The 18758-nt window shown below is 32.0% G+C and carries 13 protein-coding genes; 3 read left to right on the top strand and 10 right to left on the bottom strand.

Translation table 11 applies throughout. From position 1 onward, the window contains the following. Window positions 1-6: 6 nt before the first annotated feature. The 7 genes from PYW31_RS02090 to PYW31_RS02060 form a co-directional block, all read right to left on the bottom strand. A complete protein-coding gene (locus PYW31_RS02090) occupies window positions 7-687 on the bottom strand; it encodes a GntR family transcriptional regulator (RefSeq protein WP_046835886.1) in 681 nt (226 codons plus the stop codon). Between the two features lie 479 nt (window positions 688-1166). Next, the gene (locus tag PYW31_RS02085) at window positions 1167-1862 is read right to left on the bottom strand and encodes a GTP pyrophosphokinase (RefSeq protein ID WP_046835887.1); all 696 of its coding nucleotides are present in this window, start codon (window positions 1860-1862) and stop codon (window positions 1167-1169) included. A gap of 195 nt (window positions 1863-2057) precedes the next feature. Next, on the bottom strand, window positions 2058-2471 hold the full coding sequence (locus tag PYW31_RS02080; RefSeq protein WP_046835888.1) for a DUF2188 domain-containing protein: 414 nt from the start codon (window positions 2469-2471) through the stop codon (window positions 2058-2060). A gap of 296 nt (window positions 2472-2767) precedes the next feature. Beyond that, the gene (locus PYW31_RS02075) at window positions 2768-4621 is read right to left on the bottom strand and encodes an FUSC family protein (protein WP_046835982.1); all 1854 of its coding nucleotides are present in this window, start codon (window positions 4619-4621) and stop codon (window positions 2768-2770) included. Window positions 4622-4982: 361 nt separating this feature from the next. After that, a complete protein-coding gene (gene budA / locus PYW31_RS02070) occupies window positions 4983-5681 on the bottom strand; it encodes an acetolactate decarboxylase (protein WP_046835889.1) in 699 nt (232 codons plus the stop codon). 180 nt (window positions 5682-5861) lie between these two features. Further along, window positions 5862-6146, bottom strand: coding sequence for a putative quinol monooxygenase (locus tag PYW31_RS02065; protein ID WP_046835890.1), 285 nt, complete (start codon window positions 6144-6146; stop codon window positions 5862-5864). A 64-nt stretch (window positions 6147-6210) separates the two neighbouring features. Beyond that, window positions 6211-7488, bottom strand: coding sequence for a pyruvate MFS transporter (locus PYW31_RS02060; protein WP_046835891.1), 1278 nt, complete (start codon window positions 7486-7488; stop codon window positions 6211-6213). 290 nt (window positions 7489-7778) lie between these two features. On the opposite strand from PYW31_RS02060, the gene uptA reads away from it, so the two are divergent. Continuing rightward, window positions 7779-8387, top strand: a complete 609-nt coding sequence (uptA, locus tag PYW31_RS02055) for an undecaprenyl phosphate transporter UptA (RefSeq protein ID WP_046835892.1) — start codon at window positions 7779-7781, stop codon at window positions 8385-8387. A 210-nt stretch (window positions 8388-8597) separates the two neighbouring features. On the opposite strand, the gene putP is transcribed toward uptA, so the two are convergent. Next, window positions 8598-10145 carry a sodium/proline symporter PutP gene (gene putP / locus PYW31_RS02050; RefSeq protein ID WP_046835893.1) on the bottom strand — a complete coding sequence of 516 codons (1548 nt, stop codon included), beginning with the start codon at window positions 10143-10145 and terminating at the stop codon, window positions 8598-8600. Window positions 10146-10671: 526 nt separating this feature from the next. On the opposite strand from putP, the gene PYW31_RS02045 reads away from it, so the two are divergent. Beyond that, entirely contained in the window at window positions 10672-12624 is a 1953-nt protein-coding gene (locus tag PYW31_RS02045) for a fructose-bisphosphatase class III (RefSeq protein ID WP_046835894.1), read from the top strand. 70 nt (window positions 12625-12694) lie between these two features. Here PYW31_RS02045 and PYW31_RS02040 read toward each other — a convergent pair whose 3' ends face one another. Continuing rightward, on the bottom strand, window positions 12695-14467 hold the full coding sequence (locus tag PYW31_RS02040) for a cation:proton antiporter (RefSeq protein WP_063410256.1): 1773 nt from the start codon (window positions 14465-14467) through the stop codon (window positions 12695-12697). A 370-nt stretch (window positions 14468-14837) separates the two neighbouring features. Further along, entirely contained in the window at window positions 14838-17819 is a 2982-nt protein-coding gene (locus PYW31_RS02035; RefSeq protein ID WP_046835896.1) for a glycoside hydrolase family 2 TIM barrel-domain containing protein, read from the bottom strand. Window positions 17820-17926: 107 nt separating this feature from the next. Between PYW31_RS02035 and PYW31_RS02030 the strand changes: the two genes are divergently transcribed. Further along, window positions 17927-18757, top strand: coding sequence for an AraC family transcriptional regulator (locus PYW31_RS02030; RefSeq protein WP_046835897.1), 831 nt, complete (start codon window positions 17927-17929; stop codon window positions 18755-18757). The last annotated feature ends 1 nt before the right edge of the window (window position 18758 follow it).

Below are 18758 nucleotides of genomic sequence, written 5' to 3'. Positions count from 1 at the left end.
AAAATGCTAATTTAACCAGAAACTATCAATATCTTCGCCGACATCATCGAAGTTCAAATGGAATGCCTCTCTGAGTTTTTCAGCGTCTTGTCTAGCTATGGCTTCTATAAATACCTCGTGATTGTGATGAATACGCTCAAAATCTTCAGGATTTTCATTCATACGCTTACGCATCGAAAGTAGAATAAGCGCTTCCATTACAGGCTTTAAATTATTCCAATACGTCTTTAAATATTGGTGTTTAGAAGCCAGTATAGTCACCTCATGAAATTTCATATCATGTTCAGTGAAAGCTTCTGCATCTTGGAATTGAACGGCAACTTTCATCATTTCTAGTTGTTTGCGTAACTCCTTTACAATCTGGTCATGATTTTTCGCCTTAATTCTACTAAAAGCAAAAGACTCTAACATAATTCTTAAATCATAAAGTTCTTTTTTTTCATTATCATCAAACGGTAATACTTCTGCACCCATACGTTCTAAATGAATTAACTGGTCTTGTTTTAATAATTTAAAAGCATCTCTAACAGGAGAACGACTCACATTAAATTCTTTAGCAATTTGATTTTCTGTCAATAATGTATCTGGTTTAATAGAACCATCAACGATTCTTAATCGAATCTCAGCTGCTATCATTTCACCCTTAGATACGCCATCTAACCATTGTTCGGGATATTCATACTTCACTATGACATCTCCTATTCATTATTGCAATATACTTGTATACAAGTATGGTAATACACAACTTCTATAATTGCAAGCGCTTGCAACAATAATTTCATTATTCTTTTTTATAAAAATACCGACACATTCAGTATTGAACCAAATTTGCCGGCAGTAAAAAATTTTTATAAATCATGCTTTTCATTTATGTACTTTTATATCAATTACTTACAAGATGATAGTCAATTAGTATCTTTTAAACAGCATACGTACGTCTGATATATTAAAATATTTTTGAAATTCCCATACTCTTATCATCGCATAAACACTACTTGTCTTGTACGTTTGAACATTTGATGGTCCTTTTATCACAGTTACATTGCATCACAATTAAGTATTTGCTAAAAAACAAAAGCCTACAAAAAAATTGAAACACATTGTCACTCATAACGAATTTTCAATACTCGTTAATTCAAGTCACAATGCGTTTCAACTTTGTTTATTTAATTATCGAACACTTCTGAGCGTATATTCTGCATTTTACTTTCAACAGTAGAAATTTCTCCCGCACATGTTTTTAATGCTGATCTATAACATTCAGTGTCAGCATTATTTTTGTACCGTATTTTATGTTCTAAACTTGCCCACATATCCATGCCTATAGTTCTAATTTGAATTTCTACCGGCACTGTTTCAACTGAATTTGCTAAAAATACATGGACAGAAACAACAATATGCAGACTTCGATAACCATTATCTTTAGGATTTTCAATATAATCTTTACGTTTCAGTAATTTTACATTCTCTTGTTTAAGTAATAATGATTCAATCACGTATATATCATCGATATAATTGCAAACTACTCTGATACCTGCAATATCTAAGATATGCGCTTTAGCTGCATCAGTACTAATATCATAACCTTTACGATTTAACTTATTAATTAAACTTCTCATTGTTTTAACACGACGTTCCATATGGTGAATTGGATTATGTTTGTACATTTGTTGGAAATTATCATCTAATATATCTAATTTAGTACTTATTTCTTTTAGTGCTGAAGAATATAATTGCTCAAGTGCAACAAATCCAATCAACATATCGAATGCTGATTCATCACTACTAAATTGGCCTATACTTTCTTTTAGTTCCGCCTTCAAATCTTCTATGTTTAATGAAGGCTTTCTCTCTACGTACATATGTTGGACCTCCAAAGTGTTTACTCATTGAAAAACATTTTATCTAATGTAATTTTATATTTCAAATCATAAGAAAACGTCCATCGTCACTGTTTATAAAACGTTTCACGTAATATTAACATTAAATATCGCATATGTTTTCATAATTTATGACAAAAGCATCCACCTATCAATTTAAGATAAAAATATAATGATTTATTCGTCTTTTTTATGCTCAATAATTTCTGTATTTCTATTATCGGCAATATTTCTGGCACGTTTCATCGCATCTGCCTTCCTCTCAAAACTATCAGATGCTTGCTTAGCACTATCAGATTTAATTTTCCATACGTCGTCTTCAAAATAAACATGTACATCTTTTTCATTCAATTGTGGATTAGACGAATCATCCGCGTCATGCTTAGTTATTTTTTTATTTTTTAATTGCTCTAAATCTTTTTCAGAAGCATCTTTATACCAAGATTCAGCTTGTTTAGTAGCGATAGGAATAGCATTCTCTTCTTTATAACCATCTTTTAGCATTGCATTACCAATATCAATCGCTTTTTTGCGCTCCAACTTATCCATATTTTTCCAACTTTGTGGAAAGTCATCCATAGTCCAAGGCATCACAAAAAACCTCCTATACTTTTATTTTCTTTATATAGTGTTTACCTCTTATAAATTAAAATAAACAGTGAGTAAAATTGCATATATCTATATTTTTTTAATATTTCATAGCTATATTTCTGTTTAAATAATTATTTTTAATAGCCATCACTCATACTTCCGTTACACAAACCGTAGACTGCGCGTGTACTCAGCAATTTATATAAAATCATTTTTATCACAACAAAAATAAGCCAAACCACGAAGCAATAATCGTGAATTGACTTATCCTGTTAAAACTGTGATAACGAAGCATTTTATCTAGCATTCATACAATTACTTTGAATATTCGTTAATGATGTCCGTATATTAATATATTGTGGTAATTCTGGTAGATTTTGAATTTGGATATTTGTACCTCTTTCAAAATGTTTCGCTATATTTTCAAAAACAAGTAAATATTGTCCCATTTTTTCGTCGTTAATATGATATCTTTGTTCGTTATTCAATGCCCTATTGAACATAAAGCTTAACTCTTCTAATGCGTAAATACTTGGATAATAATATTGAATCTCACTTTTATTACTAAAAAGTTCGCCGTTCGCATTATTATATATTTGTATCATATTATTGAGTTTAACACTGAGGTTTAATAATTCGCGTTTATCTTGTTTTATAGATGAGTATTTATTACTTGAGAATAGATAATGGAACAACACTGCTTCATTTCTAGCAACATCTGCAAGCGACCCCGGTAACATTGATGACGCTGTTTTTCGTCCAATAAAGAGTAAACAAACCACTGCAATCACAATGCCTACTATCACATCAGTAATTCGTGGTAAGGCGATGACAATAGATAAATGATTAGACGCTAAGCCATTTAACAAAATAACTTGGATTGTGATAAAAATAACCGCAAAAGAATAATTAGCACCTACAAACATCTCTGTTATTGCCGCTGACGCAGCTAACAAAATAATAGCAACCAGTATTGGAGGCGTTGTTAACAATATTAATGACAGCACGAGCACACCAATGATTGTTCCTATACATCTTGCCCCTGCTCGTTCAAAGCTATGTAAAGTAGTGGCACCTACCAACACCGTATGTGTACTCAAAGGAATCCAATATGCTTTATCAAAATCAAACATTAATGCAATAAAAATTGAAATTCCCATAATAATTGCATACTTCAAAATATTTCTAAAGACAAAGGAATCCAAAGTTAGATTAGATAACATGCGGTGTCCATATACTGGCATGCGGACATTCACCTCATGTTCTACACGTTCATTATCAGCATTTATAATAGCATCAACTTTAAATATATTATCAACTAAATTTTGATACTGGGAATCTATTTCTACTTTTTGAGTCCATTGTGTCTTAATATTACCTTCTGAAAACACCATTTTAATGACAAAATCTGCCATCTGTTTAATTTCTTTCGGTAAAGGGCGTATTTGTTTCTCATTCAACTCTAATAATTCTGAATGAATACCCTGAGCTGTATTATGTAATAGCAATAAGCGTTGAAATTCAGGAGAAGCTTTCGATTTAAACGTGCTAGAAGTGATTAATTGATTATCAGAGTTTCTAAATGCACTCACTGCAAACTGTGAAGCTTTTGCAAATGCTTTAGGATCGTCAAAATTATATATCAACTGTTTAATGATATTATAATCACTTTTAACAGCTTTCATTTCTGCAGATTCTTTAGAAAATAGTATAACAATAATAACCATTAATGTGGCTAGTAATCCTCCTGCAAACATGGCCATCCCTCTATACAAAGCATCCTCTGGAGCGAAAGGTAAATTTGTAGGCAAACTAAATGCCACGATAAAAAAGATTGATGAAGGCCCTACAATATTTAGAGAACTGAATATGTAATGCGGAATAATTGTAATAACCAGTAATAAGATACCAAATAATATAGGTTGATTTACAGTGAGCGATCCTAACATCATCGCTATCGATAATCCTACCGTTGAAAAGAAAACAACACGAAGTTTAGATTGCGCTGGTCCACCAAATACATATATATGCGCTAACGTACCAGTGGCAATTAATAACCCTGTAGAAAAATGATTGGTTAAGTAACCAATTATGAGTGGAATAAGCATTAATATACCTTGCCTGAAACCTTTAGCGACGTCAATTTTCATTGTATTAAAACGTATCAGTGATTTTAAATATTTAATCAAAGTTGGAAAGCATCTCCTTTATTAATTTATCTTTTACTTTCTATGTTTTTAAATATACTATAGAAAAAATTGCATACAAAAATACGTTATTTAGCAATAACGTATTTTGGCATAAACATATGTCATTTAATTACTGAAGTGCTATATCATTTATTATCTAATACATTACAATATTAAAATGATGCACATGTTCAAAATCCAAACAATACTCTACTATTTTAACACTAATTTTTTAATCATCTACAGGCTTTATATAAATTTTATAATTGTCATTCTCATATAATAATATGTTTTCTGTCATACCAGTGCTTTATCCAAATAGTTATTCTGTTTCTTTTATATCTTCATTCACAGTCGAATAATCAATGTCTGATTCTAAAAAAGTTTTGTCATTAGTAGGAAAATGTTGCTCTAATGTCTCAATATTACTTAATTCTACTAATCCTTTGTTAACTTCAAAGTTTAATACATGACCACCTAACGTTCTAGCTTCATCAATAAAATGTAAATGAAATCCACTTGCAGCTATGCCATGGAACAGTTGTGGTGTATAAAACCCTACAATGCTGCCCCTTACGTGTTCATATTGAAATTCTGGTTGTCTTTTAGCTGACTCTATAAGTTTTGTATAAGGTTTTTCTTGTTTTGGCATCATTCTAACGTGCATAAACTCAAATTCACCTGTAATTTTAATCGCTATAAATACACTGTTACTTCCAGCTTTACACTGAACTTCATTCAAAACAGCTTCTGAATCTGTAATATTACGTATTTCAAAATGATTATTAGGTTGAAATGGTGTCACTGTAGCATAAGGCGTCATCTCATGACCATCTAATTGTTTAAAATCACCAAATTCATTGGCATGATAAGCCACGCCATCTAATATAATGACTTCCCCATCTGAACCTGTTAACGTCCCAATACCTAGATTGCCATGTTCTAATACTTCATTGATTGATGCAGTACCATCTAATAAACCAGCCATTAATAAGCCTAGTGTACCGTGTTGATATAACATGATTATTTCTCCCCCTTATCAAAACAAATTCCGCTTTATATTAATCGATTAATATGACTATAGACGTTTAAATTTATACGCTGTTATAGTTATTATTATTTCTCACTTTCTAAAAAATAAAACCTAAACTTATACCCTATTAGGTAAGCTTAGGTTTTATCTCATATTATTCCACAAATTTTATTTGCTTTGAGAAACAGTTATAGCAGGCTTTTCAGTAAGATATTGACTTACTTCTTTGAAAAATTGTTGGAAATGCTCCGAATTATTGTGAGCTTCTACCGCTTCTTCATCTTTATATTGCTCGATAAACGCAAATGTATTTGGTTCGTCAGTTTGTTCAAATTGTTTATAAAATAATGAACCTTCTTCTTTACTAGCACCTTCAACTAAAGGTTTCACTAATTCTAAATAATCTTCACGCTTTGATGGATCTACTTTCATTATTGCATTAATTGTAATCATATATTTTCCCTCCTAAGTATAACAATTATACTTAATAATAACCAAAACACAAATAATGTAAACTTTATAGATCTTCTTTTTCAATTAAGAGCGGTTTATCAGGTTGTACAAAGAACCACATAATGATTGCAAATATAACTGGGATAATGACAAGCTCTAATGTGACAGTCCAGCCAACGATATCTACCATCATACCTGCTAATAATGGACTTAATAACGCACCAATATTTCCCCATAAGTTCATCCAACCTGAAACTGAACCAGAGAAATTACGCCCTAAATCAGTTGCTGCTGCCCAGCTCATTCCTGTGGCAATTCCAATACCACCTAAACATAGCGATAACCAGAAAACATTAACTACAAGACTATCTGTTTGTATAGACATAAAGAGTGAAATACAAAAGACTAAAAACCCAATAATTGCTATAGAAGCACGTGCAACAAAGCGAGATTTTCCACTTTGTAAAAGTTTGTCTGAAATCGCTCCACCAAGGAGAATCAAAATAAACATCGCTATCCATGGTGCTCCAGCTGCCCAAGCCATATCAGGATCACTTAATTTAACATGATACTGTTCTGTTAGGTAAGTTGGTAACCAAATTAAAAATAATGAAACAACAAATTGTACTACAAAATATTGTGCTGCAAGTGCATAAAAACTGAATCTTTTTAAAAATAAATTCCAAGGCGCATTTGCTTTTTCAGTTTTAATAACATCACGATTTTCCAATATATACTGTCTTTCAGCTTCATTAACCATTTTATGTTGCTCTGGTAAATCTTTAGAAATAATAACCCATAATACTGAAATCAATAACCCAATGACACCAAAGATATAAAACACTGCTTGCCAACCAAACATATTCACGATAGCGATTGTAACTACCGGTGCAATAACCGGTCCAAAATAGGAACCTGCTAATAAAACACTAGATGCACGTCCCTTTTCCCCTTTTGCAAACCAAAATGAATTGAATACTGCATTCGAAGGATACATTGGTGCTTCCCCTATACCAAATAGGAAACGTACTGCATATAACAGACCATGGTTTTTCACAACGCCCGTCAAAATCGTAAATGCACTCCACCATACAAGTGCAATGGTAAGCATTTTTTTAGAACCAAATTTTTCTGCTAAAAATCCTGAAGGAACTTGCATTAATGCATATCCTAATGAGAAAAATGATGCTAACAAACCGAACTGTGTCTTAGTTAAATGTAAATCTTCCATCATTGGTCCAGCAATAATAGATATATTAGAACGATCCATATAAGCAATAACCCCAATAATAAAAAATGCAATCGCAAAATACCATCTGACATTTGATCTTTTTTGTTCCATATTCTCTCCACACTTTCTCCCTTAAAGTTACTAGTCATCATATGACCTATTGTGTTTCCTAGATATTACCACATCGTGTAATCGCTTACAATCTTTTTTTACATATTACTCTTATAAAAGGAATTTATTTAAACTTATCTTAAAAAATAAATCTTATCTTTTTAGAATGAATTCATACTAAAGTAGTAGTAACTTTTTCTGCACAATTCTCTAAATTGGACTATAATGAATGCAAATGCTTAAAAAGCAATAATAATACGTTCATTTTCAAAGGAGCTCATTTCATAATTATGGAACAAATACTTACTAATTTTATCAGCACATGGGGCTATGCAGCCATTGCGATACTAATATTATTAGAAAATATACTACCTTTTATACCCTCTGAAATTATATTAACCTTTGCTGGCTTAATGTCTGTTAAATCTGACTTATCCATCGGCACGCTGTTTATCATATCTACATTCGCTTCTCTTATAGGATTAATTGTACTCTACTATATCAGTAGACTCGTTTCAGAAAAACGTTTATACCGTTTTGTGGATAAATATGGAAAATGGATTAAGCTCAGAGGCAAAGACGTAGAACGCGCGAATAACTGGTTTAAACATTATGGTCCAATCGCAGTATTTATATGTCGATTTATCCCTGTATTACGTGTACTTATTACTATTCCTGCTGGGATTAATAGAATGAACATTTTTATTTTTGTCATATTATCATTAATTGGTACGACAATTTGGAATTTCGCTTTAATTTATTTAGGTAGTGTGCTAAGTGGCAGTTGGGATGTATTAATGAACGGATTACATACATACTCTTATATTATGTACGCAATTATTTTTTTAGCAATCATTTATATTTTTTATTATTTATTCAAAAAAAATCGTGCACAGTAATTTCTTACTATTAAGGGCTACGTAAGCGTAGTCCTTTTTTGATGTAAAAAAAGACTAACTCCCCCTTTGAAGTTAGTCTTTCACGTTCTCTATATTTCTCCCTTTTTCATCTAGACAATTGATATTAAGTAATACAAATCAAAGAAGTGCTAAGTCTAGTACTTTGTTTAATTATCAATCATAATTTAACCCCTAAATAAATTATAATTGTTAGTTCTTAATGTCACCTTTAACAAGTTGTCGTACTTCCTCTAAATCCGATTCAACATCAATTTGAGGCTTCTTAGTAAACTTACTAATAACAACTGTTACTATCAAACTCGTTAAGAACCCAGGTATAATTTCATATAAATTGAAGAAATCATTTACCTCTCCTAGTGGTTTAACATATACAATCCATAATACAACTACGATTGCACCAGCTAACATCCCACTTACTGCACCAGTTCGACTTAATCCTTTCCAATATAATGACAATAGAACAAGTGGTCCAAATGCTGCACCAAAACCTGCCCAGGCATTACCTACAAGATTTAAAATTGTATCGTTTGGAGACCAAGCAATTATAATTGAAATGATGGCTACAACGATAACAGATAAACGTCCAACAAGTACAAATTCTTTTTCATGTGCCTTAGCTGCCGCTTCTCCACGAAACAGTTTGTAGAAATCTTCAGTTAAAGAACTTGATGTTACTAATAGTTGTGAAGAAATCGTACTCATAATTGCAGCTAAAATTGCAGCTAATAAGAATCCACCAACTAAAGGATGAAATAATATTTGTCCCATTAAAATAAATAATGTTTCTGGATCTTCTAGCGTTACACCGCCTTCATTGACAAATGTAATTCCTACTAATCCAACACCTACTGCACCTAATAAGCTAATTATCATCCACCCTATCCCAAAACGTCTGGCTGTTTTAAGTTGTGCGACTGATTTAATAGACATAAAACGAACAATAATATGAGGTTGCCCAAAATAACCTAGGCCCCAAGCAAAGAACGAAATAATACCTATCACTGTCGTCCCTCTAAATAAATCTAGGTTTGTAGGTTTTAACGCTGCTGCTTGTGATAATGTATCAAGACCACTCAATTGCATCATTGCAACTATCGGTACCATTACCATGGCAATTAACATGATTACCCCTTGAAAAAAATCTGTTATAGACACGGCTAAATAGCCACCGAAAAATGTATATGCAATAACGATTGCAGCTACTAAAACTAATCCAAAATGATAATTTAATCCAAATGCACTATCGAATAACTTACCTCCAGATACCATTCCCGAGTGAGTATAAAGCGTAAAAAACACTACTATAATTGCACCGGAAATAATCTTAATCACATTTGATTGATCATCTAAACGATTCTTAAAAAAATCTGGCAATGTAATTGCATCTCCAGCCTTCTCTGTATATACACGAAGACGTGGTGCTACCACGATATAGTTTATGTATGCGCCAATTGTTAAACCAATTGCTAGCCATGCTGCTGATAAACCAGTTGTATACACTTCGCCTGGCAAGCCCATTACCATCCATCCACTCATGTCAGATGCACCTGCAGATAACGCTGTTACATATGGACCAATATTTCTACCACCTAACATATACTCGCTTAAATTCCCTGTTGATTGTTTATATCCATAATACCCAATAATCAATAACACTAGGAAGTAAGCACTAAGCATAATATATGTCTGCCAATTTGGATTAACTTGGCTCGACAATGTTGCCCCCAATGTAAACATGAAATAACTCCCCTATAAATAATTTTGTTACATGCATTCATTATACAAAAGTATAGAGATTTTTAAAGGGCTTTTTATAAATTAATTCTATATTCAATTACGACAAAACGCACTTTTTAGCTATATATCAACATTTAAAAGGGTTTTATAAGTTACATAACCAATAGTGTATTTAGTTTTTCAATTAGTAATAAAACACATATTAACATTCATTAAAATGAATGTTTTCTACAATGTTTATACAAATAACCATTTTTATATATTTGAGTAACATAATTTCTTTTTCCCTTATTAACACCTTAAAATCATAATCTTTACAGTTGTTTTAACTACTATCCCCCTAACTTTCAATTAATTTATGTTATACAACAAGCCATATTTTAGAATTTAATTAAAATTCATAATATAATAAGAAATAGACAAAGCAGTCAAAATTAGTGCTACAATATACGATATAAATGGAAGCGTTTTACTCAGACGTGTAGACCATATAAATGAAAATATTACAACTGGAGTGACCTAAATAATGCGTAAACCAACAGACAAAAGCGTGAAGGGGAGATACTTAGATCTCTTATCTGAACAATTTAACAATAAAGAAGAGTTAGCTACAGAAATCATTAACCTTGAATCTATACTAGAGCTTCCAAAGGGTACGGAACATTTCGTTAGTGATTTACATGGAGAATTTCATGCATTCCAACATGTATTACGCAACGGTTCTGGAAATGTGCGTTCCAAAATAAATGACATCTTTCAAGATACACTCACACGTAGAGAAATTAATGAATTTGCAGCACTTGTTTATTATCCCGAGGAAAAATTAAAATTAATCAAAAATAGTTTTAACTCTAAATCTGAATTGAATGAATGGTACATTACAACCATTAATCGTTTAATTAAATTAATTACTTATGCATCTTCAAAATATACACGTACAAAATTACGAAAGTCTTTACCTAAAAATTATGTTTTTATCATTGAAGAACTCCTTTATAAAAGTAATAAATATAACAACAAACAATCTTATTATGAAAAACTAATCAATCAAATCATCGAACTTGAACAATCTGACGATTTAATTATTGGGCTGTCCTTTACTGTTCAACACCTTGTTGTCAATCACTTACATGTTGTTGGAGATATTTATGACCGTGGCCCTGAACCTGACAAAATTATGGAAACTCTGATTGCGTACCCTTCTGTGGATATTCAATGGGGCAATCATGATGTTTTATGGATAGGTGCCTATGCAGGATCTAAAGTTTGCTTAGCTAATTTACTACGTATCTGTGCTCGCTATGATAATTTAGATATTATAGAAGATGCTTATGGTATAAATTTACGTCCCTTATTAACACTTGCTGAAAAATATTATGATGGCTCAAATTTAGCTTTTAGACCTAAAAATCCTGAAGCATTGACAGATCCAGAATTAGAACAAATTACTAAGATACATCAAGCTATCGCAATCATACAGTTCAAACTAGAAGCACCTATTATTAAGCGTCGTCCAACTTTTGAAATGGAAGAACGCTTAGTATTAGAAAGTATTGATTATGAAAAAAATGAAGCAACGCTTTATGGAAAAACATATACTTTAGATAATACTTGCTTCCAAACAATTGACCCTGAAGACCCAAATAAATTAATTGAAGAAGAAGCTGAGGTCATGGACAAACTACTATTGTCAGTACAACAATCTGAAAAATTAAAACGTCACATGACATTTTTAATGCAAAAAGGAAAACTGTATTTGCCTTATAATGGAAACTTGCTTATACATGGCTGTATTCCTGTAGATGAAAATGGAGAGATGGAATCCATGACTATTGATGGGGTTAAACATTATGGTAGAGATCTATTAGACCATTTCGAAGATTATGTGAGAGTCGCCTTTGATCACAAAGACATCGAGGATGATTTGGCAACAGATCTTGTATGGTATTTATGGACCGGGAAATATTCTTCATTATTTGGTAAACGTGCTATGACAACTTTCGAACGTTACTTCATAAAAGATAAATCTGCTCATAAAGAAACCAAAAATCCATATTATCATTTACGTGAAGATGTAAATATGTGCAGAAAAATGCTTAAAGACTTTGGACTCGATCCAGATCAAGGCCATATCATTAATGGACATACACCGGTTAAAGAAATTGATGGTGAAAACCCCATTAAAGCTGAAGGTAAAATGATTGTGATTGATGGTGGTTTCTCTAAAGCATACCAGTCAACAACTGGTATCGCCGGCTACACGCTACTTTATAATTCATTTGGTATGCAACTCGTAGCACATCAACATTTCAATTCAAAAAAACATGTATTACTTAACGGTGCCGATGAATTATCTATTCGTCGTGTTGTTGATAAAGAATTGAAACGAAAAAAAATAAGAGATACTAATACAGGTCAAGAAATTCAGGAAAAAATAGACATACTCAAAGAACTGATGCATGATCGTTATGTAAACTAAATACCTAAAACATAAAACAAATTTAAAACCCATTTGCCCAAAAATTTAATTAAGCGCAAATGGGTTTTCATTATATATTTTGATGTAAATATGCATCTTTCAAATAGCCAATTGTGCCATTATCTGCATCAATTAAACTATTATTACGTTTAAAAGTAACAACTTTATTATCGCTAATATGATATAAGATCATGTCATTTTTAGTTAATTGTCGCTTATTTGAAACTGGAATTTCTAATATATTATGATTAACGATAAAACGATTAAACCAATGTGAAGTGAAATTTTTATCAAATAAAATATGGTTTCTAATCGGTCCATCGACATTACTACGAGCGTGTTCATCAGTGAATGACACTGGCATCATGTCGACATTTTTCAATCCGAATTCAGGTACAAGTTCATTAAAGGCTAAACTATTAAAGACAAATGATTGCGTCATAAGTAAACATTTATTATAACGCGTCATATCTGCATAAATACGATCATTACTTGAAAGTAAGTTACCTTCAAATACTTCGAAATCCAAATCTTTGGAACGTTGTGATGTATTATTAAATAAATTAAATGTCATAACTGGTATTCGATGCGCTCTTAGCTTCGCACCGAGATGAAAAGAAAATTCACTTTCGCCTACTATGATTACGCCTGGTGGTTCTGTACTTGAAAGCCGCATAACTTTACTCAATGGCAAGAAACTAAAACCATAAATAACCACTGTTACAAATACCAAGCCAAAAGTAACCGGAGTAATATATTCAGCCATCGGTGTGCCCTTTTCTACAAACAAACCACCAAAGAACTGAGCTACTGTTAGCACAACGATACCTCTTGGTGCCATCATTGATACCATTGCTCGTTCTCGTTTTGAAATTTCAGTATTAATTGTAGCTAACAAAATTGATAAAGGTCTAACTAAAATAATCATAATTGCACAAAAAATAAATAATTTCCACGATAAGATACTTTTCAAGACTTCTAAGGTCAACGATGAAGTAATCAATATAAATACGGTTGAAACCATAATTGTCGACATATTTTCAATAAAGTGATCTGATTCTTTAAATATGAGGTCATGTCGCTTCATTCGAGCCATCATTAAACCAAATATTGTAACTGCTAATAAACCTGATTCTGGTAGGAATTCATCACAAATCGCAAAAGTCAGTAGGATGAATACCAATTGAATCGGTGGCATTAAATTTTGTGGTATAAGATCACGTTTAATTAACCACATAAATAAATAAGATGCTGCAAATCCAACAATGACAGCAATGAATGAACGTAAGACAAAACTCAAAATAATTTGTAAGTTAAAGCCTTGTTCTATAATTTGAAAGACATAAAATGCACCTAACGCTAACATCGGTCCAATAGGATCTAGGATAATACTTTCCCATCTTAATATTGAATCCACACTTTTGCGCACTTTAGCCTGCTTTAATAAGGGTTGAATCACAGTTGGTCCAGTTATTAAAAACAGTCCACCCAAAACCAACGAAATTGCAATTGAAAAATCAAGCACATAGTGCAGCGTAATTGCACCTAAAATCCATGCGATAATTGCACCAATTGTAATAATGCGAACCACTGCTTTGGATATACCTCTTAACTCACGAAAATCCAAATTACTGCTACCTTCAAAAAGTATAATCGCAACTGCTATAGACACTAACGGACTAAACGCTGATTCTCCTAAACTTTCTTGTGGATTAATTAAGCCAAACACAGGTCCCACAAGCAACCCTACTATAGCCATAACTACAATAGATGGCCATTTGATTCTAGAAGCAAACCACTGGCTGAAAATACCTAATGCTAAAAATATAACAATGACTAGCATTAGTGGCAAATTTAGTAAAGACACGTATACTCCCTCTCTCTATTTCATTTAATTATCAAACGTCTACAATCATGCAATTCAACGAACGATATCACTCAAAAAAGCATTAAGCAAACATACTACCAAAATTTGGAGCGTAACGCATTAAAATAAGCTTCATTTATTACTCATAATATACAAATTAAGTTCACTTTTATATTATTTTTCTTTTTGTCTAAATTTACATTATAACTATATACCTATTTAACATTAGATAAACGTCAAAAAACTGAAAGACACAAGTAATGTATCTTTCAGTTACTTCTAAATTTATAACAATTTTTATTACCTCATACTTCTGCTACCTAAATATCACATGATTGTTTCAATTTTAAAGCTTGTTAAAATGTATTTTATATTTCAATTTAAATTGTGATTGGTTTAATTGATACTTTTCTGGTAGTCTAGGCCCACAGCTATTTGTACCAATACCACTTTGTCCCTCATCAATAGTTAAAAATGTATAGGGTTCTGCGGTTAATTCATCATCATGATTAGCTACCGTTAATTGGTAATCTGAATAATGTTTTGCATTAAAACTTATTGGTTTTTCTGCTATCACTTCTGCTTGATACTGGCCATCACTTAATGCGATGTAACTTGTATCAATGTGACTTCCTGTTTCTTGAGGCATAATATGATGTTCAAAATTCTGAGTTACGGTTGTTTCAAACATATCTAAATAACTTGCTTCTCTTTTATCAATATAACTACAGAATGGCCCGAAACCATAATATTTTAATGCTTCAAACTGCTCAGATAATTTGAACGTCATACCGAATCTAGGTAAAAATGGCGCTCTTGCCTCTTTCTTCATATTGTAATCTACTGATATTTCACCTTGATTTAAAACACTCCATGTTAGTGTCCCTGTCATCACTTTAGGTCGACGATCTTCTATAAGTGCTAGGTCGAAACAAATCGTAACGCTTCCATCATGATGTTGCTTCACAGATGTCTCATAAACTCTTGGACGTAATGAATCATAATTCATCTTTTTCCATTCAACTTTGACATGACTATCATTGTCTGTCGGGGCTCTCCATACTGTAAGTTGTATAGGGTTATTGACTAAAATATGCTGCTCGTGCACCACTTTCGATAGAACACCACAATGTTTATCAAAAACATAATACCAATTCTGGTACTTAACAACGACTTCTTGTGATGTGTTCTTGATTAGAGAAACCTTTTCTTGCTGCTTGTTATTCAAAGCAGCTATATCTCTTCGTTTATAAATAACTTGATCGGTACCTAAATAGGTATCTTTTTGTAATAATAATTGATCCTTTTTAACTACATAAGCAAATGAAACATCACTGACTGTATCTAGCATAATATATTCACTCAAATTCATTTCGATAATTGTATGAGGTTTAAATTCAGGTAACTCTAGCTCAAATACAACCTTTTCACCGTCTCGATGAGTTACTGTACAAATTATATTAATTATTTCAGATACATCAACAAAATCCAGTCTATTTTCGAAAATATAATTAGTAGCGTTGTGTTCTTTTAAAATAATAGGACGATGTATTTGTTGAAATTCAAAATAATTATCATGAGGCACCCTATCTGGGTTCACAATGCCATCTACACAAAAGTTACCATCATGTACCTTTTCTCCAAAATCGCCGCCATATCTATATACCGATGTGCCATTTTGGATAGTTGTTTTGATTGCATGATCACACCACTCCCATACAAAACCACCTATAAACGCATCATAATTCTCCATTAATTCATGATATTCTTTAAGACCTCCAGGAGAATTTCCCATAGCGTGTGCATACTCACATAGAACAATAGGTTTATCTAAATCTTCTTTTGATAGATAGCGTTGTACCAATTCATCGGTAGAAGGATACATTCTACTAATCATATCAATTAGTGATAAATCATGATGATCCTCAGCATACAACGCCCCTTCATAATGTAATGGTCTCGTAGTATCTAATTGCTTTGCTTGTTCCAACGCCCTCTCAAAGTTACAGCCAAAACCAGCTTCATTGCCCATAGACCATGAAATAATTGAAGTAAAATTTTTCAATGGGACGATCGATGATACTACTCTTTCTATAATGGGTTTCTCAAATCGTTTATCATCTGCAATGAGGTTATAATCCTCGTTATTCTCTTCACCATATAGTAATACGACACCATGTGTTTCAAGGTCTGCTTCGCTCATAACGTAAAAGCCATATTGATTCGCAAGTTCATAAAAATACGGGGACTTTGGATAGTGCGCTGTACGAATCGCATTAAAATTGCCTGCTTTCATAAGTTTAAAATCCTCAAGTAATCGTTCTTTACTTATTGAATATCCAGTTTCAGGATCACTATCATGGTAATTGACCCCTCTTAATTTAATCGCTTGGTCATTGATTAATAATTTATTATTAGAAATAGTAACTTCCCTAATTCCGATTTTTTGGCTAATTACTTCATCCGCTGTTATTACAAATAATTCATATAAATAGGGACGCTCTGCACTCCATAATTTCGCTTCTGGCACAGTGATTGAAAATCCTTCTAATGCTGCATTATCAACAGCAATAACATTGCCTTCATTATCTAATAATTGATAAGTTACTTCAGGGTTTTGTTTCTGCTTTAAAATCGCTACTTCAATCGTCGCTGCTTCATACTCACCTAATTTTGTCTCTATTTTGAAATCAATAATCCGTTTTTTACTTCTCCCTACCACATAAACATCTCTAAAAATACCCGAATGTCTAAACATGTCTTGACCCTCAAAATAAGTGGCATCCGAATATTTGAACACTAATACTTCAATTTTATTATTTTGTGCTCTTACAAATGAAGAAATATCAAATTCATTAATATCATGTGCAATTTGTCCGTATCCTACAAATTGGTGATTTACCCATACATAATATGCACCAGCTACACCTTCAAAGTTTAAATGATAGTCTAATTTTTCATCGTAATTTTTTATATCAAAATCTTTTTGGTAAAAACCACATGGATTCTTTTCAGGTACATAAGGAGGATCGTATGGAATAGGATATTGTACATTTGTATACTGTAATTGATCATATCCATGTAAATTCCAAACGCTTGGTACAGGAATTTCATCAAATTCTAATAATTCATGCTGCTTTAAAAACTCATTTAAACTCTCAAAATATCTAAATTTCCATGTTCCATTGAGCAACGTTACTCTATTCATATGTTCCCGCTTCGGATTAGAAAAAGCTTCTGTCTTATTAGTATATGGTACAAAATAAGCATGTTTCGGTAATGCGTTTACACTTTGTTTTTCTATATCAGTATGAAATTTAAAATTCAAACAAATCCGCTCCTAACTTTTATCTTCTCCAATAATATATTCAAATATTATTTAATATATATGTGGTATAATAATTTAAAACTAATCTTTATAAAGTGGGTGTCCTCATGCATTTATTATGGAAAAAATTCAAAAAATTTAATTATGAAGCCCAAGTTGATGAATGCGGTATTGAAATAGGCACATCTATTATTGGATATGATTATATTGTTACTCGCCCTGTTGTAATTCACATTGTTTCAGAAGGTGAAGGTGATTTTATATATGATGGCGTAACGCATCATTTATGTGCTGGCGATGTTTTTGTTTTAAAAAAAGGCATGAAAGTTCAATATAACCCTTCAATAAATAAGCCTTGGCGCTATTATTGGGTAGGTATAAGTGGCAAACAAGCACATACCTATTTTTCTCGTTCAGCTTTAGCTGAGCATATTGTAATGAAAAATTATGATACAACACTACTATTTTCAATTATTTCTAAAATATGTGATTTATCCGCAAATATGGATATTAAAAAATCACAAGATATCTTATTAAATCAATACTTATTTGAGTTGTTACATTGCTTACAAGAAACATTTCCGACCCATCAAGACATTCTAGATAACCAACAATTACATACAAATATTCAAGTGGCATTAGATTTTATAAACCAGAATTTCACTTCAAACATTACTATTGATGACGTTGCTAAAAAAGCGAATTTGAGTAGAAGTTATCTTTATAAAATGTTTATTAAGCATTTCAATGTATCACCTAAAACATATTTGATACATCTTCGTATGTATCAAGCTGCTCAACTGTTAATACAAACTTCACACCCTATTAGCTATATTGCTTACAGTGTAGGTTATAAAGACCCGCTCGTTTTTTCTAAGTCATTTAAGCACTATTTCAAAATAAGTGCTACAGCATATAGAGCACGTTACGGTGTTTAAT

This window comes from Staphylococcus succinus (assembly GCF_029024945.1).
In the GTDB taxonomy this organism is placed as follows: domain Bacteria; phylum Bacillota; class Bacilli; order Staphylococcales; family Staphylococcaceae; genus Staphylococcus; species Staphylococcus succinus.
The sequence above is the reverse complement of the archived record's forward strand: the minus strand, read 5'-3'. Positions and strand labels throughout refer to the sequence as shown.